The 25,398-nt window shown below is 45.3% G+C and carries 29 protein-coding genes and 1 pseudogene; 9 read left to right on the forward strand and 21 right to left on the reverse strand.

Features of this window, described 5'->3' with window-relative positions; translation table 11 throughout:
• The first annotated feature begins 98 nt into the window (after positions 1–98).
• Complete coding sequence (locus tag ACN9MT_RS16170) at positions 99–551, forward strand: JAB domain-containing protein (protein WP_426273577.1); 453 nt, start codon at positions 99–101, stop codon at positions 549–551.
• A 527-nt stretch (positions 552–1,078) separates the two neighbouring features.
• Here the strand turns inward: ACN9MT_RS16170 and ACN9MT_RS16175 are convergent.
• Together ACN9MT_RS16175 and ACN9MT_RS16180 are read right to left on the reverse strand one after the other, a co-directional pair.
• Positions 1,079–1,315, reverse strand: a complete 237-nt coding sequence (locus tag ACN9MT_RS16175; RefSeq protein ID WP_426273579.1) for a hypothetical protein — start codon at positions 1,313–1,315, stop codon at positions 1,079–1,081.
• Positions 1,316–1,522: 207 nt separating this feature from the next.
• Entirely contained in the window at positions 1,523–1,978 is a 456-nt protein-coding gene (locus ACN9MT_RS16180) for an Rrf2 family transcriptional regulator (RefSeq protein ID WP_426273581.1), read from the reverse strand.
• Between the two features lie 369 nt (positions 1,979–2,347).
• Here ACN9MT_RS16180 and ACN9MT_RS16185 point away from each other — a divergent pair, with 369 nt between their 5' ends.
• The 6 genes from ACN9MT_RS16185 (at position 2,348) to ACN9MT_RS16210 (ending at position 6,239) form a co-directional block, all read left to right on the forward strand.
• Entirely contained in the window at positions 2,348–2,818 is a 471-nt protein-coding gene (locus tag ACN9MT_RS16185) for a hypothetical protein (RefSeq protein ID WP_426273583.1), read from the forward strand.
• Positions 2,819–2,900: 82 nt separating this feature from the next.
• The gene (locus ACN9MT_RS16190) at positions 2,901–3,563 is read left to right on the forward strand and encodes an ATP-binding cassette domain-containing protein (protein WP_426273584.1); all 663 of its coding nucleotides are present in this window, start codon (positions 2,901–2,903) and stop codon (positions 3,561–3,563) included.
• A complete protein-coding gene (locus tag ACN9MT_RS16195) occupies positions 3,560–4,309 on the forward strand; it encodes a hypothetical protein (RefSeq protein WP_426273586.1) in 750 nt (249 codons plus the stop codon). The genes ACN9MT_RS16190 and ACN9MT_RS16195 overlap by 4 nt, the downstream gene beginning before the upstream one ends.
• 13 nt (positions 4,310–4,322) lie before the next feature.
• Positions 4,323–4,823 carry a hypothetical protein gene (locus tag ACN9MT_RS16200; RefSeq protein ID WP_426273588.1) on the forward strand — a complete coding sequence of 167 codons (501 nt, stop codon included), beginning with the start codon at positions 4,323–4,325 and terminating at the stop codon, positions 4,821–4,823.
• Positions 4,824–5,184: 361 nt separating this feature from the next.
• Positions 5,185–6,018 (forward strand): ComEC/Rec2 family competence protein, encoded by an 834-nt coding sequence (locus ACN9MT_RS16205; protein WP_426273823.1) that lies wholly within the window; start codon positions 5,185–5,187, stop codon positions 6,016–6,018.
• The gene (locus ACN9MT_RS16210) at positions 6,015–6,239 is read left to right on the forward strand and encodes a DUF3006 domain-containing protein (RefSeq protein ID WP_368915911.1); all 225 of its coding nucleotides are present in this window, start codon (positions 6,015–6,017) and stop codon (positions 6,237–6,239) included. The genes ACN9MT_RS16205 and ACN9MT_RS16210 overlap by 4 nt, the downstream gene beginning before the upstream one ends.
• A 721-nt stretch (positions 6,240–6,960) precedes the next feature.
• Here ACN9MT_RS16210 and ACN9MT_RS16215 read toward each other — a convergent pair.
• The 4 genes and pseudogenes from ACN9MT_RS16215 to ACN9MT_RS16230 all read right to left on the reverse strand — a co-directional run bounded on the left by ACN9MT_RS16215 (position 6,961) and on the right by ACN9MT_RS16230 (position 10,367).
• Positions 6,961–7,900: pseudogene (locus ACN9MT_RS16215) on the reverse strand (IS30 family transposase).
• Between the two features lie 267 nt (positions 7,901–8,167).
• On the reverse strand, positions 8,168–9,631 hold the full coding sequence (locus ACN9MT_RS16220) for an ArdC-like ssDNA-binding domain-containing protein (protein ID WP_426273591.1): 1,464 nt from the start codon (positions 9,629–9,631) through the stop codon (positions 8,168–8,170).
• A gap of 5 nt (positions 9,632–9,636) precedes the next feature.
• A complete protein-coding gene (locus ACN9MT_RS16225) occupies positions 9,637–9,915 on the reverse strand; it encodes a hypothetical protein (protein ID WP_426273593.1) in 279 nt (92 codons plus the stop codon).
• Complete coding sequence (locus ACN9MT_RS16230) at positions 9,912–10,367, reverse strand: hypothetical protein (RefSeq protein ID WP_426273595.1); 456 nt, start codon at positions 10,365–10,367, stop codon at positions 9,912–9,914. Before ACN9MT_RS16230 ends, ACN9MT_RS16225 begins: the two co-directional genes overlap by 4 nt.
• A 109-nt stretch (positions 10,368–10,476) precedes the next feature.
• Here ACN9MT_RS16230 and ACN9MT_RS16235 point away from each other — a divergent pair, with 109 nt between their 5' ends.
• The gene (locus tag ACN9MT_RS16235) at positions 10,477–10,941 is read left to right on the forward strand and encodes an SRPBCC domain-containing protein (protein ID WP_426273597.1); all 465 of its coding nucleotides are present in this window, start codon (positions 10,477–10,479) and stop codon (positions 10,939–10,941) included.
• Positions 10,942–10,988: 47 nt separating this feature from the next.
• On the opposite strand, the gene mobP2 is transcribed toward ACN9MT_RS16235, so the two are convergent.
• Positions 10,989–12,149 (reverse strand): MobP2 family relaxase, encoded by a 1,161-nt coding sequence (gene mobP2 / locus ACN9MT_RS16240; RefSeq protein WP_426273599.1) that lies wholly within the window; start codon positions 12,147–12,149, stop codon positions 10,989–10,991.
• Entirely contained in the window at positions 12,142–12,393 is a 252-nt protein-coding gene (locus ACN9MT_RS16245) for a hypothetical protein (protein WP_426273601.1), read from the reverse strand. Before ACN9MT_RS16245 ends, mobP2 begins: the two co-directional genes overlap by 8 nt.
• 138 nt (positions 12,394–12,531) lie before the next feature.
• Between ACN9MT_RS16245 and ACN9MT_RS16250 the strand changes: the two genes are divergently transcribed.
• Entirely contained in the window at positions 12,532–12,693 is a 162-nt protein-coding gene (locus tag ACN9MT_RS16250) for a hypothetical protein (protein ID WP_426273603.1), read from the forward strand.
• A gap of 425 nt (positions 12,694–13,118) precedes the next feature.
• On the opposite strand, the gene ACN9MT_RS16255 is transcribed toward ACN9MT_RS16250, so the two are convergent.
• From ACN9MT_RS16255 to ACN9MT_RS16315, 13 genes are all read right to left on the reverse strand, one after another.
• Positions 13,119–13,958: a hypothetical protein gene (locus tag ACN9MT_RS16255; RefSeq protein ID WP_426273605.1), complete on the reverse strand. Its 840-nt coding sequence runs from the start codon at positions 13,956–13,958 to the stop codon at positions 13,119–13,121.
• Positions 13,959–14,516: a hypothetical protein gene (locus ACN9MT_RS16260; protein ID WP_426273607.1), complete on the reverse strand. Its 558-nt coding sequence runs from the start codon at positions 14,514–14,516 to the stop codon at positions 13,959–13,961. It lies immediately after the preceding gene.
• Positions 14,517–14,529: 13 nt separating this feature from the next.
• Positions 14,530–15,636, reverse strand: coding sequence for a lysozyme family protein (locus ACN9MT_RS16265; protein WP_426273608.1), 1,107 nt, complete (start codon positions 15,634–15,636; stop codon positions 14,530–14,532).
• The gene (locus ACN9MT_RS16270) at positions 15,636–17,579 is read right to left on the reverse strand and encodes a VirB4 family type IV secretion system protein (protein ID WP_426273610.1); all 1,944 of its coding nucleotides are present in this window, start codon (positions 17,577–17,579) and stop codon (positions 15,636–15,638) included. Before ACN9MT_RS16270 ends, ACN9MT_RS16265 begins: the two co-directional genes overlap by 1 nt.
• A gap of 7 nt (positions 17,580–17,586) precedes the next feature.
• Positions 17,587–18,222 carry a hypothetical protein gene (locus ACN9MT_RS16275; protein ID WP_426273612.1) on the reverse strand — a complete coding sequence of 212 codons (636 nt, stop codon included), beginning with the start codon at positions 18,220–18,222 and terminating at the stop codon, positions 17,587–17,589.
• A gap of 4 nt (positions 18,223–18,226) precedes the next feature.
• Positions 18,227–18,538 carry a DUF5592 family protein gene (locus tag ACN9MT_RS16280; RefSeq protein WP_029343412.1) on the reverse strand — a complete coding sequence of 104 codons (312 nt, stop codon included), beginning with the start codon at positions 18,536–18,538 and terminating at the stop codon, positions 18,227–18,229.
• A 4-nt stretch (positions 18,539–18,542) separates the two neighbouring features.
• Positions 18,543–20,477, reverse strand: coding sequence for a pLS20_p028 family conjugation system transmembrane protein (locus ACN9MT_RS16285; protein ID WP_119924057.1), 1,935 nt, complete (start codon positions 20,475–20,477; stop codon positions 18,543–18,545).
• Between the two features lie 15 nt (positions 20,478–20,492).
• The gene (locus ACN9MT_RS16290) at positions 20,493–20,921 is read right to left on the reverse strand and encodes a hypothetical protein (RefSeq protein WP_119924056.1); all 429 of its coding nucleotides are present in this window, start codon (positions 20,919–20,921) and stop codon (positions 20,493–20,495) included.
• Positions 20,922–20,937: 16 nt separating this feature from the next.
• The gene (locus ACN9MT_RS16295; protein ID WP_133208770.1) at positions 20,938–21,192 is read right to left on the reverse strand and encodes a hypothetical protein; all 255 of its coding nucleotides are present in this window, start codon (positions 21,190–21,192) and stop codon (positions 20,938–20,940) included.
• Positions 21,193–21,204: 12 nt separating this feature from the next.
• Positions 21,205–23,574, reverse strand: coding sequence for a VirD4-like conjugal transfer protein, CD1115 family (locus ACN9MT_RS16300; RefSeq protein ID WP_426273615.1), 2,370 nt, complete (start codon positions 23,572–23,574; stop codon positions 21,205–21,207).
• Positions 23,575–23,596: 22 nt separating this feature from the next.
• The gene (locus tag ACN9MT_RS16305) at positions 23,597–24,694 is read right to left on the reverse strand and encodes a hypothetical protein (RefSeq protein WP_426273617.1); all 1,098 of its coding nucleotides are present in this window, start codon (positions 24,692–24,694) and stop codon (positions 23,597–23,599) included.
• Positions 24,695–24,785: 91 nt separating this feature from the next.
• The gene (locus tag ACN9MT_RS16310) at positions 24,786–25,010 is read right to left on the reverse strand and encodes a hypothetical protein (protein ID WP_050678812.1); all 225 of its coding nucleotides are present in this window, start codon (positions 25,008–25,010) and stop codon (positions 24,786–24,788) included.
• A 14-nt stretch (positions 25,011–25,024) separates the two neighbouring features.
• Positions 25,025–25,213 carry a hypothetical protein gene (locus ACN9MT_RS16315; RefSeq protein ID WP_426273619.1) on the reverse strand — a complete coding sequence of 63 codons (189 nt, stop codon included), beginning with the start codon at positions 25,211–25,213 and terminating at the stop codon, positions 25,025–25,027.
• Positions 25,214–25,398: the final 185 nt, after the last annotated feature.

A 25,398-nucleotide genomic window follows, 5' to 3' on the forward strand; every position in this document is an offset into this window, starting at 1 on the left:
TGCGGTCACCCTTGCGCCGCCTCGCGACGCTCGCTGCGTTCCCGTCAACAGGACGGCACCGTGTCGGACTGCATCCCACTCGCGAAAGGAGCTTTTCCATGAAACTGACTACACTCGTTGAAATCACTCGTATCCGCCAAGAGGTCCGAGACCCAGACGTTGCGCTCGAGACGACGCACATCACGTCCCCCGAGGACGCGTTCTGTGTCGCCAAACGTTTCATCCAGGACGATGACCGTGAGGTATTCCTCGTCATCCTGCTTAATACGAAGAACCGGGTCATTGCCGTCCACCGGGCACACGTCGGAAGCATCAACTCGAGCGTCGTCCACCCCAGAGAAATCTTCAAGTCCGCCATCCTCAACAATGCGACGTCACTCATCGTCAGTCATCAGCATCCGAGCGGTGACCCGCATCCATCACGGGAAGACATCGAGGTGACGGAACGGCTCGTCGAGGTCGGACGCATCGTCGGCATCCAGCTACTCGACCATATCGTCGTCGGTGCCGGAGACGAATACGTCAGCTTGAAGGCACAAGGTGTGCTGTAAAGAGATGATAGAGCGTAGACGGACGGGACAACCCCGTCCTGTCCGCGCGCAAGAGCATGGACGAAAAACGACGACGTTTTTCTTTTGAGAGAGCGCAAGCGAGTAGGGAATGGATTCGTCCCGAATCCAAGGGCAATGAGAGACCCGCAGTGGACGGATCCACTGCGGGTGAGAAAGTACATCTGGTCTTTTCTATATAGATAGAAGGGTGTTATGGAGGATGCAGTAGTGAGACAGTAGTGGAGTGTACGAAGGTTCAAGAAGAGATAGCTGATTGAAGTGAATCATTCCTCCTGTAGATAGGTAGTGATGCTCTTTCTACTGGATGTACAACACAAGAAGAATTTTCGGGCTCATGCGTGAGGCTGTAGGCTGCACGCAGCGACATCCTCATCGCACCGCTGTCCTCCTGCCGGACCGATAACGAGAGCTGCAACTCGCCTGCGCGAGGCATCTCTACGTTCCTGTTCCTTGCGACGGAAGGCACGGAGCGAAATAGAATAAAATGTTCATTTAAAATGAATCTTTCAGTTCAAAAAAAGATGAAGCTTTTGATAGAGTTTTTGAACATTGTCGATGGTTCGGTTTGAAGATGAAGCAGTCAAGACTTCAAGAGAGAACTCTTTGCGCATCTCTTCAAGAACGCTTTCGACTTGCTGTCGCTTCAAAGGTGAGTCTGTTGCATGTAAAAGTCGTGAATACATCTCGAGAAACGCTTCTAAAGCAACTTTTCGACAGCGATCTTGAAAATCAGACGAATGCATAAAATGTTCTCCTTTCCATCATTTTCGCTATAGGCGGTAAAGAAGTAGTAAGTAAAATAAGGTGATTTTTTTGATGGCGTTCCCATTGGCTGTTGGTATGGCTAACAATATATAACGTCCACCACACATGTGATTAGATCTGTTTCTCATAGTAGTCTTTGTCGGGACATACTAGATGAGTCAGTCGATGATATGAAGCACACCTGATCAGATAGAAGCGGTTTCGACACTTGGAGTGGAAGGGTGAAGAAGTTCGACAAGTTGTTCCCGATTATCGAGTAAGTCCTCCAGAGAATGTTTCGCAAGTTCTTGATGAAAAGCACGCATTGCCCGTCCGAGAACCTCTTTGAGACGACAGACAGGGGCGATGAGGCATTGCCCGTTCGGACTGAAGCATTCGACGATATCGAGCGGTTCCATCTGACGGACGACGGTTCCGATGTTAATCTCTTTTGGAGCACGCGTCAGTCGGAGTCCTCCGTTTCGCCCTCTGACAGATTCGACATAACCAAGCTTCGTCAACTGCTGGGTAACCTTCATCAAGTGATTCGGAGAGATTGCATAGTGTGCTGCGATTTGGGGCATTGGGATGATGTCACCAGGATGAGCGCCGAGATAAATCAAGGTACGGAGTCCATAATCTGTGTACTGTGTGATGCGCATAATTTTCACTCCGTTCGAATAAAGCTTGTTTAATGATGCTATACTCTGTATTTCATTCATTGAGATAAGTAGAATTATTTTACATAGTAAGAACATTTATTCTTACTATATTTCTCATAAAGTTACTTATAACTTTCTCTTATATGAATTAAAATTTTTGAGGCGAGAAAGAAATCATTGTGAGTCGATTACGTTAAGTGTTTCTCAAATACTTTTTAACAAGAATATCCATCAGCATTACACTATTTAAATCAAAAGATAGTACAATTTAACCTTTAATTCTAAAAATTTAACTTTTATTTTTTAAAAAAAGGTGTATTTACAAATTAAATATACTAATATATGCTTTTTATGGAAGGGGAGAGTAAAATGAAAAAAATCTTATTATTAACATTTGTTATTCTATTATTTGTGAGTACCTCACAAATAAATAGTGTTTCAGCAGCAGGTAAAGTATATAATGCCGGAGGTGGTTGGACTTATCGAGTCGACACTCCAGATAATGCTAAGCCTTATCATCATATTCATTTTTTTAAAAGAGGTAAAAGTGTATTTTGTTTAAGACTTGATAATATGAAGCCTTGTGATAAAAGAACAAACGATTATAGTAGCTTTGACAAATTGCCTAGTAAGGTAAAATCACATGTAACTGAAAATGGATTTGTGCAAAAGGCAGTAAAAAAAGAAAATCCTAAAACAGATTCATGGGTAAAAAAAATTCCAAAGTGGGCGCTAGTTTCTGTTGCGACTTTAGCTGTTTTTCTAGGAACAGCAACCTTTTTCTTCCCTGGAGATGATGCAGTTGCTTGGGCATTTTTCTTGAGAGCTATTGCAATTTAAAATATTATCTTGATAAGCATAAAGAATGTATGGCTAAATTAAAATTTGCCATACATTCTTTCATAAGGAGAGATAAGTAACGTTGATTAAATTAGAGTTAAACAACATTGAATTTAGTTTTGAAAATATCCTTAAAATAAAATCGGTTGCTTTTCATGAAGATAAACTAAATATTTTAAAGGGTAAAAATGCTTCTGGAAAGACAACAATATTAAAAGTAATAGCTGGTTACAGTATACCAAAAACAGGTAGTTTACATGTTTCCGATCCTCATATTAAAGTTAATTTTGATGATTTTAATATGAAAGAACAAAAAAAATATAATAAATTTATTAAAAATAACGTATCTTTTATCGAATCAACTTCAATTTTTTATAATGATTCTTCTATTAAACAAAATCTTGAATATTTTTTAAGAATAAATGGACAAAAGTATACGTCTGAAAAATTGGATTCTTTCATAAATTTAATGAATTATTTTGAAATTGAAGAGAAACTTTATAAAAATATAAGTTCTTTATCTAAGGGAACACAACAAAAGCTTTTAGTAATTTTTCAACTGTTGCTTAATCGTAAAATAATACTATTTGACGAACCTACATTAGGATTTGACAAAAGTAGTGTTTTAAAATTTTTTGAACTATTAAAAAATTTAGAGAAAACCTTTATCATAACAACTCATGAATCAAATTATGAGATGATCTCGTCCATAAACGAAATATACATGGAGGAGATATTAACATGAATATTTTAATAGCTGAAATTAAAAGATCCTATAATCATTATGTAAAAAGTATTAAGTTTACTCTTATATCTATACTCATAATGACACTAATATTATTTATTACGCTTAATAATATTACTAATAAACTAGAAAAATATCATGAAATTATTGTGATCCTTATATCCATTATTTTCTTCCTTAGAATTTTAGTTAGTAGCTTAACATTTCCTATTAATCAAATATCTCAGGAAAAAAATAATCGTAGAATGTATATGTTAAGTTATTTAAAATACTCATTTGAATATATTTTAACTATCAGAATCTTGATTAATGTTTTTTTAAATGCAACATTTTCTATTTTATTTTTGCTTTTAATCGATTTATCATTGGGCGATTTATACAACTTAGGATATAAAAGTTACTTAATTATTTATGTTTCTTCATTTATTGGAATGATGTCTGTTGCAGGTGTAGGATTAATTGTTGGAGCAATCCAAATAGCGACTGGATTAAAAATGACAGTCATTGCAATTGCTCAAATAGTATTATTTTTCTTTATTTTTTCATATTCATCAGGTAGTATGTTTGTACCTTTTTCTCTAAGTAAAATTTTAATTTATAACATATTAAATCACTATCAATTAGATTTAATTAAACTAATCACAAATTTGTTTTACATTTTTTTAAATAGTTTAGTATATTACTTTGTAGGTTGGTATACAATTAAAAAGTTAAGATTAAGTACAATTAAAAACAACAAGCTGTAGGAGGATTAGTAATATGTATCACTTTATTCGATTATATAGATTACAAGATACAGAAGTATGGGAAGTTAGATTTCAAAATTATTATAATATCTATTGCTATTTTTCAATAACTGATATGGGTAGAAAAGCTACTGTAGAAGATAATCCTTTAGCAACTACTGAAGAATTAGATTCCAGAGATAATTATATTTCTATAGATGTTCATAGTAATATGAATTTGCAAAACTCTTTGAACGAAGAAGAATATGATGAGTTTATAGAGTCTGTTTCTGCTTTAGTTGAGAGCATGCTTCATAACGCATTTGTATTTTTTCATTTTCATTCGAATTATAAAATTGATGAAAACGATATAAAGATTCATAAAGATGAAGATTTATATGGATCTAAAGAAGAGCAAATTGAAGAGTATGAAGAACAAAATGTTAAACAGCATTGTATTAACTTAGTAGAAAACTTTATAAAAAAACCTTTAAATAATGTTTCAGATCATCACTTTTCACAAGACAAAAATTAAACTATTTAAATTTTTCTTTTAACAATTAAATTTAATTTAAATAATTAAATGGACGAAAAAAGGTAATGTTTTCTTTTAATAATGAATAAGCAATTCTTTCAAATCATTACTTTTTTGCCCTTATTATTACACTCTATTTTTTCTACGCACAAAAAAACGAGTTTTAATCAAAGTTAAAATTCCAATACCATTAGAGCAGACCCGTTGAGGTCTGTTTTTTTGTATATCGATCTACATATCGGCTAACCTATCAAAAAAATGAATGAGTGGGGTATATGCCCAACTTTCTCCTGGTATTCACTGTATACTGAAGTTAACTTACAAATCAGGAATGGAGCGATGGAACATGAAACGAAAATGGATGGGTGCGAGCTTGGCATTCGCAAGTGTTGGGTTATTCGTTGGACCACTACAAGGCGCCGAAGCGGCGACACCGAAAATCAAGGTCCACTATATCGATGTCGGTCAAGGCGACGCCATCTATATCAAGATGCCAAGTGGTGAGGATATCGTCATCGACGGTGGTAACAAAGGGAAGGGCGATGAACTCGTTGCCTATCTGAAGAAACAGAAGGTTGGCGACATCGAAGTGTTGATCTCGACGCATCCGGATGCCGATCACATCGGGGGACTCGATGAGGTCCTCGACTCGTTCAAGGTCAAGAGTGTCTATGCACCAAAGGTCAAGCACACGACGCAAGCCTACAAGGACTTCTTGTTGGCGGTCAAACGCGAGAAGCTGACGATCAAGACTGCGAAGGCAGGCGTCTCGCTTCCGGTCAAAGGAGGCGTAAAAGCACAATTCGTCGGACCAATCAAAGAATATGCGAAGAGTGATTTGAACAATTGGAGTGCGGTCTTACACGTCGCCTACAAGAAGAACACGTTCCTATTCACGGGAGACGCGGAATTGAAGTCGGAGCAAGACATGATTGCAAAGAAGAAGACGCTGCGTGCAGACGTCCTTAAGGTCGGGCATCATGGGGCGAAGACATCGACGAGTGCGACGTTCCTCAAGTACGTCAAACCGAAGTATGCTGTCATCAGTGTTGGGAAGAATGCCTATGGACACCCGACGAAGGAAGTCGTGACGAACTTGAAGCGTGCGAAGGCGACGATGCTACGGACGGATAAGAGTGGCACAATCGTCTTCGAAGGGAACGGATCGTCCTACACGATCAAGAAGTCGAAATGACGAAACGAAAAGGAATCATCGACCGGATTGAGGGGAAGTGGGTCGTCGTCGAGTTCGACGATGGGATGCGCGACATCCTGATTTCCCGCTTCCCGATGACGGTAGAATCCGGCGATGTCATTTGGATGGATGAATACGGTCATATCGAGAAGGATGACCGCGAACGGCAGCGACTGTCAGACGAAATCGATGAGCTGATGGAAGAACTATGGGAGGACTAAAGAAATATCTAAGCAGAAAAGAATAAAATTTTTGCTCAATTTCAATCCTACTTTAGGCAAACTAGCTTATAAAATTGATTGCAAACAAATATTAGACGTAACTACTATCCATAGTCTTTATAATCGTTAATTTGTCATTCTCTTGAAGCTCAAGTTAAATCACGAAATAGATGGTTTAGTGAAGCCGGTTCTACGACACTTAATTGTCATAGTATGAACTCGGAATTAAATTTTTATTAAAAAAGTTAATTTTTCAAAAAAAAAGCGAGAAGTACGGATAGAAATCATCCTACTTCTTGCTTTTTTCTTGATCTAAATGTATTTTTATATCTTGTTCTTCTCATAAGGTAACCATCGAATGAAAAATTGTCTCACATTTGTTGAAGCTATCACAGTCATTTGCTTTTAAGAATGGCTTAAAAATTTTGTCGCACCATTGGTTAGCATCAAGGGTTCGTCAAACTCAAGTTCTTTGTTCGTTTTTTTTATTCGACTTAAAATAGAAGTACATAATCACTACCCAAGAAATCGCGTAAAAAATACCAAACGTCTGAAAAAGCGTATACGAAATATCTGTTCTACTTAAAAACATTAAGCCGAAAGTAAGAAAGATTAAAATGAATGCCAGTTTATTTTTCACGGCTAGTTTCCTCCTTTTTTATTATTAATAATAAAAATTAACGATATGAGCAATCATATCATAAATAAAAAAGACGGTTTGTCAAATTAAGTGCAACACTTCTTCTGTGAAGACCTCGTATGCAGTTTTCCAGTTGAGACATTTTCGCGGTCTCCCATTGATCCAGGCGAGCGCTTGAGCGAGTTCAGTACGACTGACCTTTCCGAAATCTGTCCCCTTCGGGAAAAAATTCACGGAGAAGACCATTGGCGTTCTCGTTACTCCCACGCTGCCAAGAAGAATACGGATCCGCAAAATACATCGGTACGCCTAACGTGTCACGAATTCGTTCATGACAACTAAACTCTTTTCCACGATCTGTCGTCGCAGTTTGGAACGTTCCCAACGGGAAGAAAAGATTCAATGATTGAATCGCAGACTCCATCGATTGAGCGGACCGATCTTCCATCTGTACAGCGAGATAGAAGCGGCTCTTTCGCTCGACGAACGTTGCGACACAGGCTTTAGATTTCCCTCTACCCGAGACAACAGTATCAAGCTTCCAATGTCCGAACGTTTGGCGCGCTTTGACGTCAGCCGGACGTTTACTTATCGGCAGTCCGACGTTGAAGCGTCGACGCGTCTCACGTGGTTTCTGACGCTTTCCTTTTTGTCGGAGGAGTCCAGAATCGGCCTCGACGAGGCCCATATAAATCCAACGATAAATGGTCTTGAACGAGAGTCCTTCGTCTTGGAATAATCGTCCGGCAATCTGTTCAGGGGACCAGGTCTCTCGTAACTTTTCGAGGATGCGGACTCCTTTTTCGATCGTAAACTTCGTCCGTGCACCGCACTTCTTCTTCCGCTCCACATAACGCTTGTCGGCATGGGAAGAATCATAGTGAGGATTTCGTTTCAATTCTCGTGAAATCGTAGAAGGTTGACGCCCTAGGCGTCCAGCAATCTTTCGGATAGAAAAACCTAGCTCGAGATATGTCTCTATTTTGACTCTTTCTGATTTGGTAAGATGAACATAACTCATAACGAATCCTCCGTTGAATTTTGTGTGGTAACTCTATTCTACACGAGGTCGTTATGGGTTTTTTTGTGTTTTCAGCTAGGTGTTGCACTTAATATTACAATTCGTCAATTGGAAATCTGTCTTCGCGTGATATTATATACTTTTTACTAATTGAATCAGATATTGATAAAGAATTATATTGATCTATATTTATATGAACATGGTCACAATATTTATGACTTCCGTGTTTCTGTTTGATTTCTATTATGTTTATTCGAATTTAAAACATTAGCGGCTACGGAAATCTTGTTTCGGTACATTGAAGTGACGTGTCACGATTTGTCGGACTTTTTCTAAATCACGGTCTTCCGTCGAAATCATCTCGTCGTACCATGCTTTTTCGAGTACTTGTTCGGTCTCCTTATTGACGACTTCTGTGTTCAAGATATGATGGTATGGTCCCATCGCATCATCGAGGATGCGGAAGTGTTGGCTAATCGGTTCTTCGCCTGGGACGACGAGCGTGTAGGCGACAGTCTCATGTTCGTCGAAGTCACGGTCATTGGCTCTTGCGAACGGTTCGAAGAAATCTGTCGCACCATGGACCAGCATCATTGGTTCTTCGAACGTTGACAGGTCTTGTTGCGTGTCCTGCTTAGCGATGCTCGTCAGATAAGCACCGACGTCCTCCGGTGAATGCTGCATGATTTGCTCTAGACGTTCAGCTAACGGTAATCCGTGTTCTGTGATTTGTGCACTCTGTTCGATGTACTCAATCATTTTAATGGGTGATGCTTCGCGTTCCAAGATTTGCTCCTGCTCGAGTGAAGCATGAATCTCGCGGATGAAGTGACCGGATGTCTGATGGACTTCATGCAACAGGTCTTCCTTATCACGCAAGTCTCTCCCTTGCGTCCAGTTAGCGAGATACGACAATGAAAACTCGTCCGTCGGAAAACCAAAGTGTGCCGCAATCGTATAGGCGACCATCTCCGCTTGGAACTCTTTCTCATGTGGTTTTAACTCGATTCCGCGTTCTTCATTCCGTTCCATGTTGTGCAGATTGGCATGCGCGAGTTCATGAATCAGGATAGTCACGTTCTCAATATCCGAGTTCCGCGGATTGAGGGCGATCGCGTTCAGTTCTGGATAAAAGCAGCCTTTTGCCGTACCAAGCTCGTTCAGTGGCTGATCGAGTATTTTTACGTCTTGTGTCTCAGCAATCCCGTTCAACGCGCGGCGAAACGATTCCGCCTCACGAATCGAACCATTTCGATGATAGGAAGCGAATAACTCAGAGACTTCGAGTCCCTTTTCCCGTGCATCGGTCTGTGTGTACTCGAAGACATGACCAATCTTGTAGTACATCGCTTTCCGCGTCGGAAGAGAACCTTCCTTGGCACGTTTTTGCTCCGTCTTCGTGGCGTCCTTCCACGCCACCCACTCCGTCTCTCGTTTGATGAACGTAACGGGGGAGGGAACGAAGATTTTAATCCCTTTCTCACCCTTTTGGACCTGGACACCTTGCTTCTCCCAGTACGCATAGGAACCAACGGCACGAGCACCTTGGAACTGCTCCTCAATCAACAGCATGTTCCGTGTCGAGTAACGATGGAACCGGCTCATGAAGTCGAGGTGTTCCTTGATGCTCTCCTGACTGACGAAGTGGGAGGCGAGCTGCGTCTCCATTTTATCGGTCAACGCTTGGACCTCCTTCTGGTAATCCTCACGCGTTTTCTTCTTGTATGCCATGCCACTCACGCTCCTTCCGACGAAACGGATGAATCAGCAGCACCTTCAAAATCGTTCAACTCTTCTGATACTATCGGGTCGTTAGCCAGTCGATCGAGTAGTAGATGACGGCGATCACGTGATACCGGGAGTAATACCAAAGGTTCTTCCTGCAAGAGCTGAAGAAACGCTCGTTCATCCTGAGAAACCGGAATATCATAATGCGCTTGATGAATCATGACGGTGACTTGGGTCGGATGCAATTCGAGAAATGTCGCGAGTGTGAAGGCTTCGAGTCGTCTCATTTGTGAGTCATCCTTTCTTCATCCGAATGTTTAAGTTGCTTGCGCTGGTCGATTCGTTTTTTGACAGCCGTCTCTGCCGTCTCAAGGAACGAAGGACGGTATTCGGTCGTCGGGATGATGTCCTCGATGCTCTCCGTCTGCATCAAGGCTTGTACCAGTTCGATCAATACCTGTGTTTGAAGGTCTGTTTGTTGGACGCTCTTTCGTAATGGAGAAAGACTTCTCGTGATCTGTTCATCCCAGAACGTCGTCAACTCTTGTTCGATCTGTCTTGAGACGGAACGACTGACATAGTTCAAGTCCCATTGCTTTTTGATCATCTCTTGATAGTCGCGGATGATGTGATCGATTGCCGGACCAATCCCGGACAACCGTTCTCTCTCCCGGTATTCCTCTAAAAATTCAGCAGTCACAGCACTCATCTTAATCCGAATTTGCTTGGTTTCTTCCATCCGTATGCTCCTTTCTATAATTATGAACTGTAAAAACAACTGCCAAAGAAACAAGGCTCAGTTCGAATGGTATGATGAACAGATAAATTAGTTAAGGCGAGGTACAAACATGTCAAAAATTCATTTTTACAATTCTGTTCAATTGATTGATGCCTCTATAGAAGAGGTATACGATTACTTGACGAAGAATGAACACATTCTGAGTTGGAGCAATATGACTAAGGATCATGTCTATGCAGAAGGAGAGCCATTGCAATATTCGTACGCGGGTCAGAAACTTCAAGTCATTCAAGAACATCGTGGAAAAAGGTATTGCGCTGATGCTTGGGTCGAGAATATCGAGGCACCGTCCTTTATTGATCTCAGAACTTCGAATGAGGTGGGAACGATGATTGGTCAATACCATTTGCAATCGAAACAGAATCAAACAGAGCTACAAATCGATTTGATAGTGGATACATCGAAATGGGCTTATGCTATTCTTTACAAACTCTCCAGATCAAGATTGAGTCGAATGTACAATGAAGAATTCCAGCGTTTGAGTGACTATGCGATCCAAATAAATCGTCGATAAAAAAATTGCTGGTTGTCATCCTTTTGTCGTAAGGGTGACTTTTTCTTTTACCGATTGTGATCGATTTCTTGCTGAAGAAGTTCGAACGCTTTTTGATTTTGTATGTGTTCCCACTCATCATTCATGTGTCGTCCGATTCGATAGAGCGTCTCTTGCATGATCCGTTCACGTCGAAATGCTGACCGGATTTTTTGTTTAGGTGAGGACGTCTTCGTCTTTGTTAGCTTCTGGGATGACGTAGACGACTCACGCATTTCGGACAGGATGGCGTTTCCCATTCGTGTATAGAGATCCTGTTCTTTCGTCTTCCGATAAGCCGATGCTTGAGATGCCGATCCGTAACTTCGCTCGTAGAATGCGACCTCCGTATCGAGTCGTTGCTTGAACGCGGCGTGTTCTTTCTCGAAGTGCGTCGCTAGATGCGCGTCAGTGAATTGATTAAGTGAAGGACGTACTTCTTGCATGCTGTTCATGTTGTAGTACCATTGCCGTTTATCGTCCGGTAGTCGTTTCTGAATCGCTTTGTACTGGCGTACGAGTTCCGGATGTAGCACGCGGTTTGAAACAGATAGTGTTGCATGATTTCGTTTGTGCGCAAGGACTTCATCACGGATGAAGGCATTCAGTTTCTCTTGTTCACGTGTCCGGTCGGCAAGTGTATGGACGACTTGTGCCTTCATCTGCTCGATCGTTTTCGGTTTACGTTTGCCGCGTTCGCGTGGATGCATCGTCTCGACCGTCGCGACATGGACATGGATATTGTCCGTGTTGTAGTGGATGGCGGCGGCCCATGTTGCGTGCAACATCTGTTCCCTTTCAATCATCAGCGCGGTCGCATTCCGTGTCGCCTGCATTAACCGTTGTTCATCGATGTAACGATTTTCTTTGACACCGACTTCCTGTAACCACGCTTCATCGAACGAGATGACATCTTGCCAGAGGATGCTGCCGTTCTCTTGTGCCCGTCGGAAGATATCGCGTAACTGCTCTCGTTCATTCGCATTCAATCGGTCTTGCGTCGCTGTGAACAGACCGCTTGATTTCAGTTCATCTTCCATATAGTCGTGATAGTTCTCGAATTGATGCGACCGCGCTTTTGTCTCTGGTCGATCGATGTAGCTGAGGTAGGTCGTATAACGACGCGCCCGTCGAGTTGTTTGCGGCAACTTGAACTTCGACTTGATGATGACGCCGGGAATGTTACTCATCCTGCATCACCTCACGGAAGAGTGTAGTCAATAGTTCGAGTTCGGTTGCGCTCCGCTTCAGGTGTAAGGTATTCGCTTCGAGCTGTCGTTCGAGGCGTTCGACCTGTGTCGACTGGACGCCGTCTGCACACCAGGTGGTCAACAATCCTTTCAACAATTCTTGTCGGGAACACGACTGTTTCTCCGCTTGTTCGTCGAGTTGTTTAGCGAGGACAGGATCGATATCACGAATCAAGAGATCCATCTGTCTTCCTCCTTCCATCACGAAAGTGAGTCTCAATGTTCTAAAAAAATAAAAAAATTTCCGAACAATTCTTTTGTTCCTCCTGTCATTAGAAGTGAGAAAGGTGATATCAATCAGACAAGAAAAGGAGGGAACAACATGAAGTCAATGATTGAACAGAGTTACGCACTTGGAGAAGCCGTGAGCGTCTCCTTGATCGTCGAACTATTAAAAGCCATGTATGCGAAGACACGCACACGTGAATCTGTCTCAGTTGATATGAGTGACGCTTCTAGTGCAGAAAAGAATCAATCGGTATGAATTAATAAATTTTTCCATTTGGTGAAACCTCACTCTTCCGAATGCTGTATAAGGATGAGAGGAGGGATGGAAGATGTCGGTTTGGGTGCTCGCGTTGTTTGGATTAGCTTTCAGTTTTGGTTCGTTTTATGTCATGTTGAAAGTATTTGAGTCGTTAAAAAGATAATCCGTGAACACATTCAACGAGCCGCGACGCTCGTTTTTTTATTGGACTAGATAGAAGAACGATCAAGTTCTCCAGCCAAAAATCAGAAACCGTAAAAAGCAAAATGGACCTAAAATCGTGAAAAGAGCATAAGGGGAAACTGCTATCACTCAGCGTGCTAGCCTAGGCGGAGCCTAGTGTTTCCCTGATATCATCAAAATCGCCAAAAGGTCACACCGCGTGCCACTAAAAACGGCATTTTGGCACGGTGTTTGCCACCTTACCATTTCAGTTCACGTGCTTTAACAAGTAGCTGATCCTGTCTTCTTTCTTCTTTCGTAAGTTGTTTTTTCAATTCCGTTTGTCTTAACAGTGCGTCTTCTTTGTCCTGCTTCAGATTGAAGATTTCATCCTCACGTTCGACTTGTTCATCGAGTGTCAGGTCGGGCAAAGTGGCTTGTTTCGTCTCGATGTCCTGTTCGATCTGTTGGATGAGGGAAGCTTGTTCCGTCTGTTCACGCTTCATTCTCTTGATTCGTTTTTGACTTTGCAGGTGCTCGTCAGCGAGAAAAAGTTGTGCATAATCGTCCGCTTGTTGAACAGAAAGTGATGTCTTTAAGACGCGTCGCTGATCCATATAGAGTGATTCGACGAGCGCGTCTTCTCGCTTCGTAGCAAGCAGTTTCTCAAGTGACTGTTCAGGCTTAACGACATACAAGCGGAGTGCTAGTTGGTCGAAGTCACGCGGTACATCTTCGATTTCGAAGACGTAGTGCTCGTCCTGCTGATAGACGACACGGACGTGTTGCTCATCTGTCGGTCGTTCCTTATAAGCGATTCGCGCCACAAGTTTCGACGCGTAGTCTTGAGGTTGGTCGAACTGAAGACGGATGCGCATCTGTTTCCGCTGCACATCATGGGACCAATCGAGAAGCGTGACGGTCTGTCCATTCGTCAATCGTTTTTCTTCGCCGATGGGTGTCGCATTGATTGGTTGTTCCTCAGCAAAGAAGAGGGAAGAGAAACCGAAAAACAGAAAACCAATCAAGAAGAACAGTCCTGTTCCGAGATACAAGCGCGACCAGTCACGGGTCAACGTCTTTCGTTTTCCTGGATGCATTTAGACACCTCCTGACGTTTGAAGACTCTTCATCTGATCAACGATGTAACGTCCACCTTGATAGATAAACGTCAGTTCAACTAATTCTTCAGATGTCTCTTTGTAACCATTGGCATCAATCGTCAACGTCCGTTGGAAGCGGACGAGACAATGTTCTGAATCGTCGTGACGCGGAAAGACTTCAATCCCAGAGACGGAAGCGGAAAACTTATCATCGCTTCCGCTACTCGCGAACAACGTCCGTTTGAGGGACTCCGACATATACTGATCGGCTTGTCGTTTGCGTGTTGGATAGGTCCCATCCTCCCATGTGAAGGCGAACGTGATAAAGCGTTCCGCGCTCTTCGAAATGATTGAATTTTGTTCTTGCTCTTGTTCATTAGTTGAGATGGACGGATCTGACACCGTCGTTTTTGGTAACACATTCTTCTCGTCTTTCTCGACGATTCGATGCGATTCATCTGCTGCCATCGAACGATATTGATAGACATTGGCACTGATTGACAGCAGCAGACAGAACAACACGAGCCATAGGAGATGACGACTCGTCAATGCCATAGTTCATCCCTCCCTATAGCGAAAACAGTGGTGCCGGATCAATGTGACCGGACCAATCACTCGTCTTAAATTCGATGTGCAGATGATTCCCGGTCGAACGTCCGGTCGACCCACACATCCCGATCGCTTGTCCAGCTTCGATCTTTTGCCCCGTCTTAACCTGGCGTGCAGAAAGGTGGGCGTAAGCGGTGATCCAGTCGCCTTGTTTGATCTGAATCAGTTGCCCATACGGTCCGCGTAAACCGCTATAGGTGACGGTACCGGAGCGGACGGCGTGGACGGTATCCGTATCGTGGCAACTGAAATCGATGCCCGTATGGATATCCGTCTTTCCGAAAACGATCCGTGACCCGAAACCCGATGTCATCTGCAGTGGGATGTCGAGCGGAGCATGAAGTTTCCCTTTAATCGGTCCTGTCTTGCCTTCCGCTAGTACGGTCGGTGTCAGATAACGGAGGACAGCATCGACATATTCGATGTCACCATAACAGGCTTGATGCTCAATCGCGCTCGGACGATGGCATTGATAGATGCCGCTCTTCTTGACGCGTTGGTACATCATCTGGGAAAAGGAAATCGCGAGTTGTTTCGTATAGCGTCCCCCGTTTTCTTGGACGTAATCAATGAAGCCACCCCCGAAGTTGTAACTCTGGAGCGTCAACTTGACGTCCTTGTTCGCTTGCCGGAAGACGGAAACGAAGTGCTTCACGCCGTAACGAATGCTCTCGTCGGGCGAGGTGATACAACCAATCCGTCCGCACTTCGATTCACTCGCTTGCATCGGATCGTTCCCGCGTCCACCACTTTCCTGCATCATCAATGCAAGGACGACGTTCGTCTGTCCCTCGAGCTGTTCTTTCTTCAGTTCGCGCGCGATCGCTTCGCGGTATTGCAGGACATCATCACTGACTTGTAGACTCGCGTCCGAGTAAGCGATCGGTGTCTCCGTCGCCTGTTCATTCTCGAGCCCGGTCAACGTATCGAGAATCCCTGCGACGATGATGGTTAGTAGGAGAAGCAGAAGCGCGATTCCTAGAGCAATCAGACGATACTTTAAGGTCAGGAGTCGCCATTTCGTCCGGACGGCGACACGTGCCGACTGCCGGACCGTACTCCACATCAGGCACCACCTCCGAACAACGTCAGCTCCTCGGGTGAGACATCGACATCGAAAATCAACGTCTTCACACCGGAGATACTGAGGACGATCCGTCCTGTCTCGAGCGACGGAATCAACCGCGTCTCACTCTCCGTCAACTGTCCGTCGAAGACGGTCTGGATCGTAGGGATGCTCTCGGCATCCTGCTCGCCGATGAATTTATACTGCGTCAACTGGAACAACGTCTTGACGTTTTCCGCGTTCTCCGACTTCGAGCCGGTCGGAACGAAGTCCGTGATCAAGTGCGAGGCGAAGAAGATGCCGCCAAAGTATTTCCGCGCTTCGCGCATGAATTGTTGTAGGTACAGGATTGCCGGTTGCGCGATATCGCGCGTATTGATCAGGTGATGCGCCTCATCGATGACAATCAGATACTTGAAGGCATCCTCGATCAATAACTCGCCCTGGTTGTAGCTGCGGAGTTGTCCGGCACCATTAAGAATCATCCCGTCCCACAGCATGTTCATCAGGTTGAAGACCTGTGCCTGAAAGATTTCGTCTTTCAGATTGGTCAGGTTACGTAGTGGGAATGAGACGATCGCTTCCTCATCGAACCGTTCAATCGAGGAGTGTCCGTCGAAGATGTTGCCGTAGTTGTGGACAAGATTCGTGATGGCGAGCTCGATGTTCTCAAGACGGCGGACACGGTTCGTACTAATCGTCTCGCGGATTGTCGTCCGAGCGGCGTCCGCATACAATTCAGAGCGGACGAGCGCTAAGAAGTCGGAGAAGACGGGATAGGTGTTTGCTGGGTGCGTCGTGATTGGGGCGTCACCGTCCACGTTCCAGAGCCCTTTCTCAAGATAGAGTTGCCGGAGCAGAATTTCGAACTCGTTCGCTTCTTCTTGCGTAGCTGCTGGATTGATGTAGTGATAGAAGACCGCAATCTTCGATAAATGTTGCATGAACGAGAGCGCCTCATCCGCCGAACCGTCGGTGTGCGTCACCGTCTTATAGACATGGAGTGGATTGATCCGTCCGGCGGAACCGTCAAGCGCGATCTCCTTCCCACCCAGTTGTCGGACGAGGTCAGAGAACTCACCTGTCACGTCCAAGATGCGGACGTGATTCCCTTTGATCGCTTGATCGAGGACCGTCTTCTTGAGCAACGTCGACTTCCCGGAGCCCATCTTGCCGATCATCAAGGCGTTGTAGAACTTCCGTTGTTTGTCTTTATGGAACAAGTCGAAGATGACACTCCCGTTCGTATCGGTCGTCCCGTAGTAGGTCCCCGTCGGATCCTGCAGCGACGTGAAGTGGAATGGATAACCTCCCGCAATCGAAAGCGACGGAATCTCTTTGCCGCGACGCCGATTGGGTAGTTTTTGTTGTTGCGCGTAGCTGAGGAACAGGCTCTGCCATTCCCATTCCTGTTCGTTCAAGAAGACGGTTGCGCGGAAGTTCCGTGCCTCCAGTTCCTCCATCACGTCCTGGACTTGGCGTTCGAGTGTGTCGAGTGTCTTTGCTTTGACATAGAGCCGGAGGTGCAGATATTTCATCGTCTCGCCTTGCGTAATCTGTTCGTAGAGTTCGTTCAGTTCCTTATACGTCTCGCGCGCATCGATCCGGTCGACATTATCTTTCGCATTCTCGAAGCGTGTATTCTGCTCGGCCATCGACTTATTGATCGTCCGGATCATCTCCCGTTTGTCCGCCGTCCCGATGTCCAGCGTCGTCAGGACACCTGGGAGGTTGAGGATGGGTTCGAGCCAAAAGTCATAGACGGTCGATTGATACTTATAGACGTGAAGGCAGGTGAGATACCCGTCACCGGTTCGGACATAGTTCGGTTCGAAGCGGAGTCCGCCTTGCGGTTGGATGGTTTGGATGAACGTTGGATTGTATCCGTTCTGTCGTTTGATCGTTTCCGGGTCCTGCTTCCGTAGAAAACGCGTGCGCCACATGACGCCATCACTCCTTTCCGTCCTGAGTCGGTTTGGTATTCGGGTTGTGTAGCTGGAACAACACATGGATTTTCTGTTCGAGTGTCAGTTCGACCATCGGGTTGCTGCGTCGAAGCAGTTTCGTCAATTGATGCTTTCGTTCCTGTAGCATTGCCTCATCCGGGGCATAAAAAAAGAGGAGATAATCGCGATTGGTGCGATGCTCCTCGAGGTAGATCAATTCTTGCTTCTTCTTTTGCAAAAACGGACGATAGGCGACGTTTTGATTTTGCCGTAGCTGTCGTTCGATGCGCTGTTTCTGTTTCTCCAAATTAAGCGGTGTATTGAGCGGAATCACCTTCAACGGATGAATATATGCCTGCAACAGATAGGCGAGGGAGAAGATATCATGGTCCTTCTCCGTCTCGGACAACCCGTAGATATCCTTTGAAGTCAGCTGAATGATGTCGCAGAATGTCCCGTCCTGCATCTCGAACCCATCGAGCGCCGTGGCATCAATGATTGGTAGCAGAGAGGCGACAGAAGGCGGGATCCGGATGCGTTTTTCCTTCCGTGTTGGAGGTGTCGTCAATTGCATCTCATCGAGCCAAGTAATGTCTGTCGTCGGAATTGTTTTAGATCGTTTCTCTTCCGATAAACTCATGCCATCACGCTCCTTTCGATCCGTCCTTACCGTCTGTCAATGCGATATACGTGTCTTTCTTCTTCATCAGCGCGTAATAGAGCACGTGAATCATCCGTTTCTCTGGATTCGTCGTTGGGCGGATGACGAGGAAGAGTCCGAACGCGACCAGGAAGAATGTGAATGGAAGATGTAAGGCGTCCGGGATGAACGGCAGGGCAATCAACCGGACGATGATCAAAGCGACGAGAAACAGTAAATCATAGAGATAGAGCATCTTATTGATCTTCAGCTCGGTCGTGACTTCGTTCGGAATCCGGTACTGGCGCTGTTGCATGGTCTCACTCCTTTTTCGGGTCTAGACGCGGGACATCGGTCGAGTACATACGGGAAGATTCTGACGTCACGCGTGTCTGTGTTTGTTCGACATGCTTGAGTTCTTTTTGTGTCGTGGTCTCGAGTGTCTGATAGATCGACTTTCGTTGCCGCTGTGTTCCGGATGATGTCTCTTGCGACTCATTGATAGAAGGTGAAGAATTGCTCGCTCCTGAAGAGGAGATAGTAGGTGTTTCGTCTTCAGGTGTGTTAGAAGAATGTGCAAGTACATTAGGTTTCATGTCAGATGTTGATCCTGAGTGAACAGAAGTCGGACTAGGTGCACGAGATCCAATGGGTTGTTTCGACGATGAAGTAGGCTGTGATGCGACAGTTGTTTCAGAGATAGTGAACGCATTAGGTGATGTAGCTGGTTGTTCCTTCATCGATCCATCGGGCACCTTCGATTGTGCAACAGGTGTTTGCGATGATGGCGGAGTAGTCGCAAGTGATTGTGGTGAGACATCGTCCAAACGACGTGGCATGGACTCTTTTGATGTTGTTGCAGTCGGACTCTCCGAACTCGTGTCGTGCGTCGATAAATCAATTGATTCAATGCGTTGGTTCTCTTGTCCGGTTAATTGTGAAGTGCGCTCTGGTGCTTGCGAACGTATTGGCACACTATCGGACGAACGATCCGGACGCCCCGTCGGTGTGCCACCACCTGATGGAGGATTCGGTGGTAACTTTGTGCTAGCAGCTTCTGAGGCGGATGGAGTAGGGCGTGATGTCCTCTTTATCGTCTGTCCAGCGACACGAGCTCCGACTTTTGCCGTACCTTTCCCAACAGCATACGCACCAAGTGCGACACCCCACCCGCGTTTCAGACCCGCATCGATCCCGAAGAGGCGTTCGACCATGTTCGGTCCATCAATCAAGGCAGCAGAGAAAGCAATCAATGCGATCAAATAGGCAAGACCATCGAGTGTATCAGCAAGATAAGCCGTCCCAATCGTGTAGAGCTTGATCGAGACGAAAATCAAGATAATGACGAGGAATGTATTCAGGATGCTTTGAATGACCTTCTTCGTCTTTTGTCCGCTGTGTAAGTCAGCAGGGGCGACTAAAATCGCTAAAACATAATTAAAAGCCAACTCGAACGAAAGTCGAGCCAGCTTGTAGGCAATCGAGAAAAGAGTGAAGCCCATCACGCCAAGCGTGACAAGGATCGTCAGCCAGTTCGGATGATAGCGATAGTAGTACTGGTTGTTCCATTCAACACCGCTTTGATCAAGTTCGCCTAACACAGCCTTTTGTCCATCCCATATTACAAAACTCTCAGAAAGTTTAACTCCTGTGTCAGATAGTGAAAAATCATTTTGATTAAATACCTCATTGACTCTCAGGTTTTTTACTAACGATTCAGGAATGTTGTTCATTTTTTCTTTCTGATCAGCTACTTTGAATTCTTTTTTGTCGTAGAGTACTAAGTCATGAATGTTCTGAAGCAAAATTTTATTTGAAATCGTAGAGTCATTTTCGCTATACAGATCGCTGGACTTAGTTTGAGCAATCGCTTCATCAGAAAAATCATTCACTTTTATCATGGTCGGGGAAAGTAACCCAAGAATTAATAGTGTGATAAATAAATTGATCAAGAATCCTTCACGGTCAAATTTCTTTTGGAAAATGATCAGATAGCCTGTAAATAAAAAGCTACCAGCTAAAAGAACGTACAAAAAAGGTTGAATCGTCTGAACGAATTCAACCACTTCTGGATTATTAAAGAATGTCTTTGTTAACAGGATAGTGTTCGTTACTTCTTCCAATCCATCAATTATGACAGCAAGTCCCCGAACTAATATCCATCCAACAGTCCTTAGCGCATCATTTACAAGATTACTGAGATTAAAAACATCCTCAAGGTCTTTGAACTTTGAAATTAGCTCGGAATCTGTCATAAGATTCACTCCTTATTAACTGTTCTGATCAATAAATTTTTCGACTTCATCGTTCAGTTGAGTTCCAGTAAGAACATTAATATTTAATTCGTCTTGTACTTTACCATCCTTAATGAAGTACAGACGCTCTCCTTTTAATTCGGATGTGTATTCGAAAGTATCTCTATTAACTAATTCTTTTCCATCAGGTTGGAATGTATTGTACATCTTTACTGATGTGTTCTTTTCTTCAGAGATATTTTTAATCTTATTGACGTAACTCTCGAATTCTCCATCAGTTTCTTTTACGACTAATAAAATACCGTCTTTTTTACCATTCATCATCTTATCAACTTCAGAATCTTTTATCTGAGTTAATGTATTCTTCGACGTTTCTTCACTACAACCGACCAAAAGTAACGCAGAGGAAATCAATAGTCCGGAGAGTACTCGTTTCGCTTGCATGCCTCCACCCCTTTTCCTATGATGACACCTGTTCCGGATCCGTTAAATCACCATTACTGACGTGAACCCGGAAATCGAATGTGTCTATAAGCGTAACAGTTTTTCGGTCGCCTGAGTCTGGGTCTTCTTCCTCAAATACAACGAGAAAGCCGTCCCGGGTCTGGATATTCAAGACTTCACCGCGGCGGAGACGCTTTTTATTCTCCTTGATGATGGTTGCGATGACGCGGAGTTCACGCTGGACGCGTTCGGTGCGTGTCAGTTCTGTCATTTGATGCCCTCCTTAGACGCCATGACGAAGTTTCTCGAGTCGTTTGCTGATGATCGTCTTCAAGAAATGGCGCTGGTTGTCGGTCACAGGAATTGTCTTATCTAGGATGCCTTGTTCGAACAGATCAATCGGTAACGTATCGTATTCTGTCGTCTCGAAGATCGAGCGCAGGATTTTCGGCTGCAGGACATCGCAAACGCGCCATTCTGTTTCATTTGTTCTCTCCTCATCTGTCTCATTAATCTTGGAGGCAACTGAGGCGCCGAGATGAAAGGAGACACGAAGCGTATTCAGGTCGAGATGCGCATGTGCACAGGGAATGACGAGGTCGTTGATGGAACGGTCCGTGTTGAAGTCATCCGCCAAGTATTCATAGCGGTATTTCATCGCCGTCCGTCCGGTCAGGAACAGGGGATAAGACTGGATCCGATTCTGTTGTTTGTCTTGTCGCTTGATGACACGGATAATCAACATCTCGCCTTCCTTCAGTCCCATCACCTCGGTTGCCGTCAGCAAGCGTCGACCATCGACACTCTCTGTCTTCGACTTTGAGAGCGAGAACGTCTGTCCGGAACGTGATTTCGTGACAATCGTCTGCTCCCCGAGCTTCTTCGAAATCAATTCTGCCGTCGACTCATCTGCTGTCAGTAGGTAGTGCGTGTTTCCGCAGTTTCCGTCAATTGTTTTCCAATCCTCTCCGTAGAGGTTCTCGAGTTGTGCGTAGGACTGGATGACGAGGTTGAAACGAATGTTCCGACCGAGACAGACGGTGATGATGTTCGCCATCCCTTCAATCGCTGGCATGTTCCCAAATTCGTCGAGTAGGAAGATGACCTGGCGTTCACAACGTCCGCTCGTCGCTTGCGAGGCGACGCGAGCGAGGGAGGTATAGACTTGCTTAACGTACAGCGAGGCGATGACGTTCAGCGTCGGATCGTAATCCGGAACAATCAGGAACACGGCGACGGGGCGCGGATGCTGTCGAATCTCCCGGATGTCAATCGGTGCATCCGTCGTCCAGTCGAAGAGACCGTCCGTCTCGTCTCTCTGACCTGAGAGTGACACGATGTACTGCTGTCCTTCACTTTCTACGGTGATATCAGTATCCACTTCGAGGTTTTCTTCGTGATGGAGTACAAAACTTCCGTCGTCATCCGTCGTCAAGGCGAGTTGTTTTCCGCTTGGAAAGTAGAACGTCAACCGTGACAAGGGAAGGGCACGTCCACGAATCCAACGATTGAAACCAATCAATTTCATATCAAGGGAGTTCTGTGCCGTCAAACGTGCCGTCGCATCAAGCGTAAAGATCCCGAGCTTGGCGTTGGTATTGGCGAGGATGCTCGCGCGCGTCTGCCCACCGGAGAAGTGCAGTGTCGCGTATTGCATACGTGCCGGATGATTCTCCGGAAACGATGCGAAGAAAGCATCGAGTGCCGATTGTTCCCGTCCCATTCCATCGATGACTGTGCGTGAGCCGAGATCGGATAACATCAAAGCGACGTTATACATCGTGATCTTCTCCGGTTCATGTTTTGCTTGTTCGCATAATCCGAGAATCAAAGCGGTGCAAAGGTCCGTCGATGAGTTGCTCCAGAACGGATCCTTTGCCTTCGGGTCATGGTAAAGCATATAGGCGACCGAACGGGCATACTGTTGGGCGAGAGAGTAGTTCTCGTCCAAATAAGCGTCGATCGTCAGCTGTAACAGGTTGTAGGACATTGATTGCGACGGGTTCATCAGATTCAGGACCTCGACCTGATAGCCGCGTGTTTCGAGTGTCTCTTTAGAGGCAGCGAATAGTTCACCTTTTGGATCATTGATGATCAAACTTGCTTGACGCTCCGCACGACTGTAGAGATCGATCGTCGAGAAGACGAACGTCTCACCCTTCCCGGATCGTGTCGTCCCGATAACGAGATTGTTGACAGCACTATCATCGATGTAGAGACGGTCACGATGGCGACCGACCGGGACACCACCAGATCCGCTATAGGTCTCTTTACGGTCCGGAACATCGCGATACTGCTGTTTCAGCTCTTGGAACGTCGTGAAGCGGGCACTTCCTTTTTGTGCTGCTTTGAGATCGCGGAAGTTGAGCCAATACTTTAATAAGAGAAATCCTCCTAAGAGGAAGCAGACACCGAACAAAGCGAAAGCGATGGAGGTCGACCAGGCAAGCGTCGTCCACCAATTCGGATCGTACTGTAGCGGGGATCCGGTCGTTAACTTCCCATCCTGAAAGAGATTTTGGACTGTCTGTTGCAGGAACTGAAACGCCACATTGAGTACTAAGAACAATACAATGGGTAAAGCAATCAAAAAGGCAAGACATCGCCACAGCCAAGCGGAGGTAACAAGAGAACGAAGTGAGAAATTCATCATTATTTCAGTCACCACACTTTCGTTAAAGAAGAGAAGAGGCTTGTCTTTGCTTCGCTTCGAGCGACTCGTTCAGCTTTTCGAGTGCTTCTTTGTCCTCCTTCTCCGATAACTGTCGCTTTTGATCCTCGAGCGCTTTGATTTCTTCATCCAATCGGACGAATGTCGCCACTTGTTCCTTCAGCTTCTCGTCCTGGACCGTCCGGACGCTCTCCTTCGCCTTCGTCACATCCTTCAGTGCGATGTAGGCACGTGTTCTGGATTCCTGACGTACGGTCGTCATCTCGACGTCCGTGAGCGAGACGGCACGTCTATAGTCTTTCTGTAGGATGGCAAGGTCGAACGTCCCTTCGTCCGTCGGATGGACGGCTTGGAAGGCATGCAACGTATCCTGACGATTGGTCGCGAATCGCTTCGACTGCATGATGATCGTCTCCACATCGATCGGATCCTTCGTCACGGAGACCGCTTGGTCGTAGTCCTGTTCTTCGACATAGTGCGTGATCAGGAATTGCTGTTGTTCATCGTTCAACGACTGTCGTTTTTCAAGATTCTCGACGAGTGGACCCGTCTCACCGGTCAGTGCTGCTTCATAAAGAGGTCGCCAACCTGACGCTTCAGCTCGGACGCCGCTCGGAGGGTCCGGCTGCACGAGCCGGACCACGATCAGCGCGCCGAGGAGCAGCAGGCTCACACCACTGGCACCATAGACGATGCGACGTTGTCCACGACGTAAGCGGGATATGTGTGTCGCATCCGTGTTATTTCGAGTCGCTGCTTCGGTCACCATCGTCTTGTAAGTCTCTGGCGTCAACCGTTCTAAGTTCTCGTGTAACAGGATTTTCTTCGTCGCATCCTCCTTCCGTATCCGTATGCGTGGAATCCGGTCTTTCAGCTGCAAATAGAGATTCTGATAGGTCGTGTCACCGAACTGGAATGTTCCCTTATAGACGAGCTGGTCGTCATCATCGAAAATCCGGAACTCACTCGCGAATCGTTCGTTCGTTTGTTGTGCCTCTTGATGGATTCGTGTCGATAATAAAAGCGCCTCCTCATACGGGAGACGCTCGTAGTTCGGCAATACTACTTCTTTTGGTACATCCGTGAAACGAACAAAGAGCATGTATTCTCCTCCTTTGAAGCAAGACATCTTAACGAAGACAATAAAAAAACCATCCATTTTGGAATGACGGTCTGTGAGATCACTTGTTCAGTTAGAATTTGATGTTGTCGTTGACCATCTCCGCCAGTGTGAAGGCACCCATGACGATGATCAGACCGACGGCACCACCGACGAGCCAACCGACCGCTTTCGAGCGTCCACGATCTCCCCCGAAGATGAAGTAGAAGCCACCAACTGCGAAGGCGATTGCTGCCGCGATGACGGCGAGTCCTTGAAAGAACTGGAGTAAGCTGAGTCCTGTCTCATTCAATCCCATCTGTTTTCCTCCTCTCAATCCCGTGAAGTGGCTGCAGGTGATATAAAGTTCAGTTTCGAGTCGAGCGCTTCTAAAATCAGTTCCTGGTTCTCCTGGATGACGACTTGATGTTGGGCGTCGAGCCACTCCTCATAGTCTTTCCCTTGGATTCGGAGCAATTTCTCAGCAAAGGTCTTGTTCTGCTTCTGTTCACGTGTCGGCATAACATACACTCCTTCCTTGAGGTCGATGCGCAGCAGCACATCCTTAAGGACAGTCGGAGTCGAGCAGGGCGGTGGGTTTGGAGCACGTTCTCCCACGAACTCTGATGTCCGGTACCGGGCATCTGTCTAGGGTTTTTCGCTGACCCTCAACGAACATGTGACCTGTGGGCGAGTTTTAGGCGACT

Source organism: Exiguobacterium sp. R-17 (assembly GCF_049913315.1).
Classification (GTDB): domain Bacteria; phylum Bacillota; class Bacilli; order Exiguobacteriales; family Exiguobacteriaceae; genus Exiguobacterium_A.

What these genes read in the sequence shown, in the direction of transcription:
- ACN9MT_RS16295 (WP_133208770.1), bottom strand. Translation starts at nt 21,192, where the DNA reads ATGACAGAACTGACACGCACCGAACGCGTCCAGCGTGAACTCCGCGTC.
- ACN9MT_RS16245 (WP_426273601.1), bottom strand. Translation starts at nt 12,393, where the DNA reads ATGGATCTCTTGATTCGTGATATCGATCCTGTCCTCGCTAAACAACTC.
- ACN9MT_RS16170 (WP_426273577.1), top strand. Translation starts at nt 99, where the DNA reads ATGAAACTGACTACACTCGTTGAAATCACTCGTATCCGCCAAGAGGTC.
- ACN9MT_RS16260 (WP_426273607.1), bottom strand. Translation starts at nt 14,516, where the DNA reads ATGGCATTGACGAGTCGTCATCTCCTATGGCTCGTGTTGTTCTGTCTG.
- ACN9MT_RS16275 (WP_426273612.1), bottom strand. Translation starts at nt 18,222, where the DNA reads ATGAGTTTATCGGAAGAGAAACGATCTAAAACAATTCCGACGACAGAC.
- ACN9MT_RS16305 (WP_426273617.1), bottom strand. Translation starts at nt 24,694, where the DNA reads ATGCTCTTTGTTCGTTTCACGGATGTACCAAAAGAAGTAGTATTGCCG.
- ACN9MT_RS16250 (WP_426273603.1), top strand. Translation starts at nt 12,532, where the DNA reads ATGAAGTCAATGATTGAACAGAGTTACGCACTTGGAGAAGCCGTGAGC.
- ACN9MT_RS16255 (WP_426273605.1), bottom strand. Translation starts at nt 13,958, where the DNA reads ATGCATCCAGGAAAACGAAAGACGTTGACCCGTGACTGGTCGCGCTTG.
- ACN9MT_RS16210 (WP_368915911.1), top strand. Translation starts at nt 6,015, where the DNA reads ATGACGAAACGAAAAGGAATCATCGACCGGATTGAGGGGAAGTGGGTC.
- ACN9MT_RS16310 (WP_050678812.1), bottom strand. Translation starts at nt 25,010, where the DNA reads ATGGGATTGAATGAGACAGGACTCAGCTTACTCCAGTTCTTTCAAGGA.
- ACN9MT_RS16180 (WP_426273581.1), bottom strand. Translation starts at nt 1,978, where the DNA reads ATGCGCATCACACAGTACACAGATTATGGACTCCGTACCTTGATTTAT.
- ACN9MT_RS16220 (WP_426273591.1), bottom strand. Translation starts at nt 9,631, where the DNA reads ATGGCATACAAGAAGAAAACGCGTGAGGATTACCAGAAGGAGGTCCAA.
- ACN9MT_RS16230 (WP_426273595.1), bottom strand. Translation starts at nt 10,367, where the DNA reads ATGGAAGAAACCAAGCAAATTCGGATTAAGATGAGTGCTGTGACTGCT.
- ACN9MT_RS16235 (WP_426273597.1), top strand. Translation starts at nt 10,477, where the DNA reads ATGTCAAAAATTCATTTTTACAATTCTGTTCAATTGATTGATGCCTCT.
- ACN9MT_RS16225 (WP_426273593.1), bottom strand. Translation starts at nt 9,915, where the DNA reads ATGAGACGACTCGAAGCCTTCACACTCGCGACATTTCTCGAATTGCAT.
- ACN9MT_RS16185 (WP_426273583.1), top strand. Translation starts at nt 2,348, where the DNA reads ATGAAAAAAATCTTATTATTAACATTTGTTATTCTATTATTTGTGAGT.
- ACN9MT_RS16200 (WP_426273588.1), top strand. Translation starts at nt 4,323, where the DNA reads ATGTATCACTTTATTCGATTATATAGATTACAAGATACAGAAGTATGG.
- mobP2 (WP_426273599.1), bottom strand. Translation starts at nt 12,149, where the DNA reads ATGAGTAACATTCCCGGCGTCATCATCAAGTCGAAGTTCAAGTTGCCG.
- ACN9MT_RS16175 (WP_426273579.1), bottom strand. Translation starts at nt 1,315, where the DNA reads ATGCATTCGTCTGATTTTCAAGATCGCTGTCGAAAAGTTGCTTTAGAA.
- ACN9MT_RS16270 (WP_426273610.1), bottom strand. Translation starts at nt 17,579, where the DNA reads ATGTGGCGCACGCGTTTTCTACGGAAGCAGGACCCGGAAACGATCAAA.
- ACN9MT_RS16265 (WP_426273608.1), bottom strand. Translation starts at nt 15,636, where the DNA reads ATGTGGAGTACGGTCCGGCAGTCGGCACGTGTCGCCGTCCGGACGAAA.
- ACN9MT_RS16315 (WP_426273619.1), bottom strand. Translation starts at nt 25,213, where the DNA reads ATGCCGACACGTGAACAGAAGCAGAACAAGACCTTTGCTGAGAAATTG.
- ACN9MT_RS16280 (WP_029343412.1), bottom strand. Translation starts at nt 18,538, where the DNA reads ATGCAACAGCGCCAGTACCGGATTCCGAACGAAGTCACGACCGAGCTG.
- ACN9MT_RS16290 (WP_119924056.1), bottom strand. Translation starts at nt 20,921, where the DNA reads ATGCAAGCGAAACGAGTACTCTCCGGACTATTGATTTCCTCTGCGTTA.
- ACN9MT_RS16195 (WP_426273586.1), top strand. Translation starts at nt 3,560, where the DNA reads ATGAATATTTTAATAGCTGAAATTAAAAGATCCTATAATCATTATGTA.
- ACN9MT_RS16300 (WP_426273615.1), bottom strand. Translation starts at nt 23,574, where the DNA reads ATGATGAATTTCTCACTTCGTTCTCTTGTTACCTCCGCTTGGCTGTGG.
- ACN9MT_RS16205 (WP_426273823.1), top strand. Translation starts at nt 5,185, where the DNA reads ATGGGTGCGAGCTTGGCATTCGCAAGTGTTGGGTTATTCGTTGGACCA.
- ACN9MT_RS16285 (WP_119924057.1), bottom strand. Translation starts at nt 20,477, where the DNA reads ATGACAGATTCCGAGCTAATTTCAAAGTTCAAAGACCTTGAGGATGTT.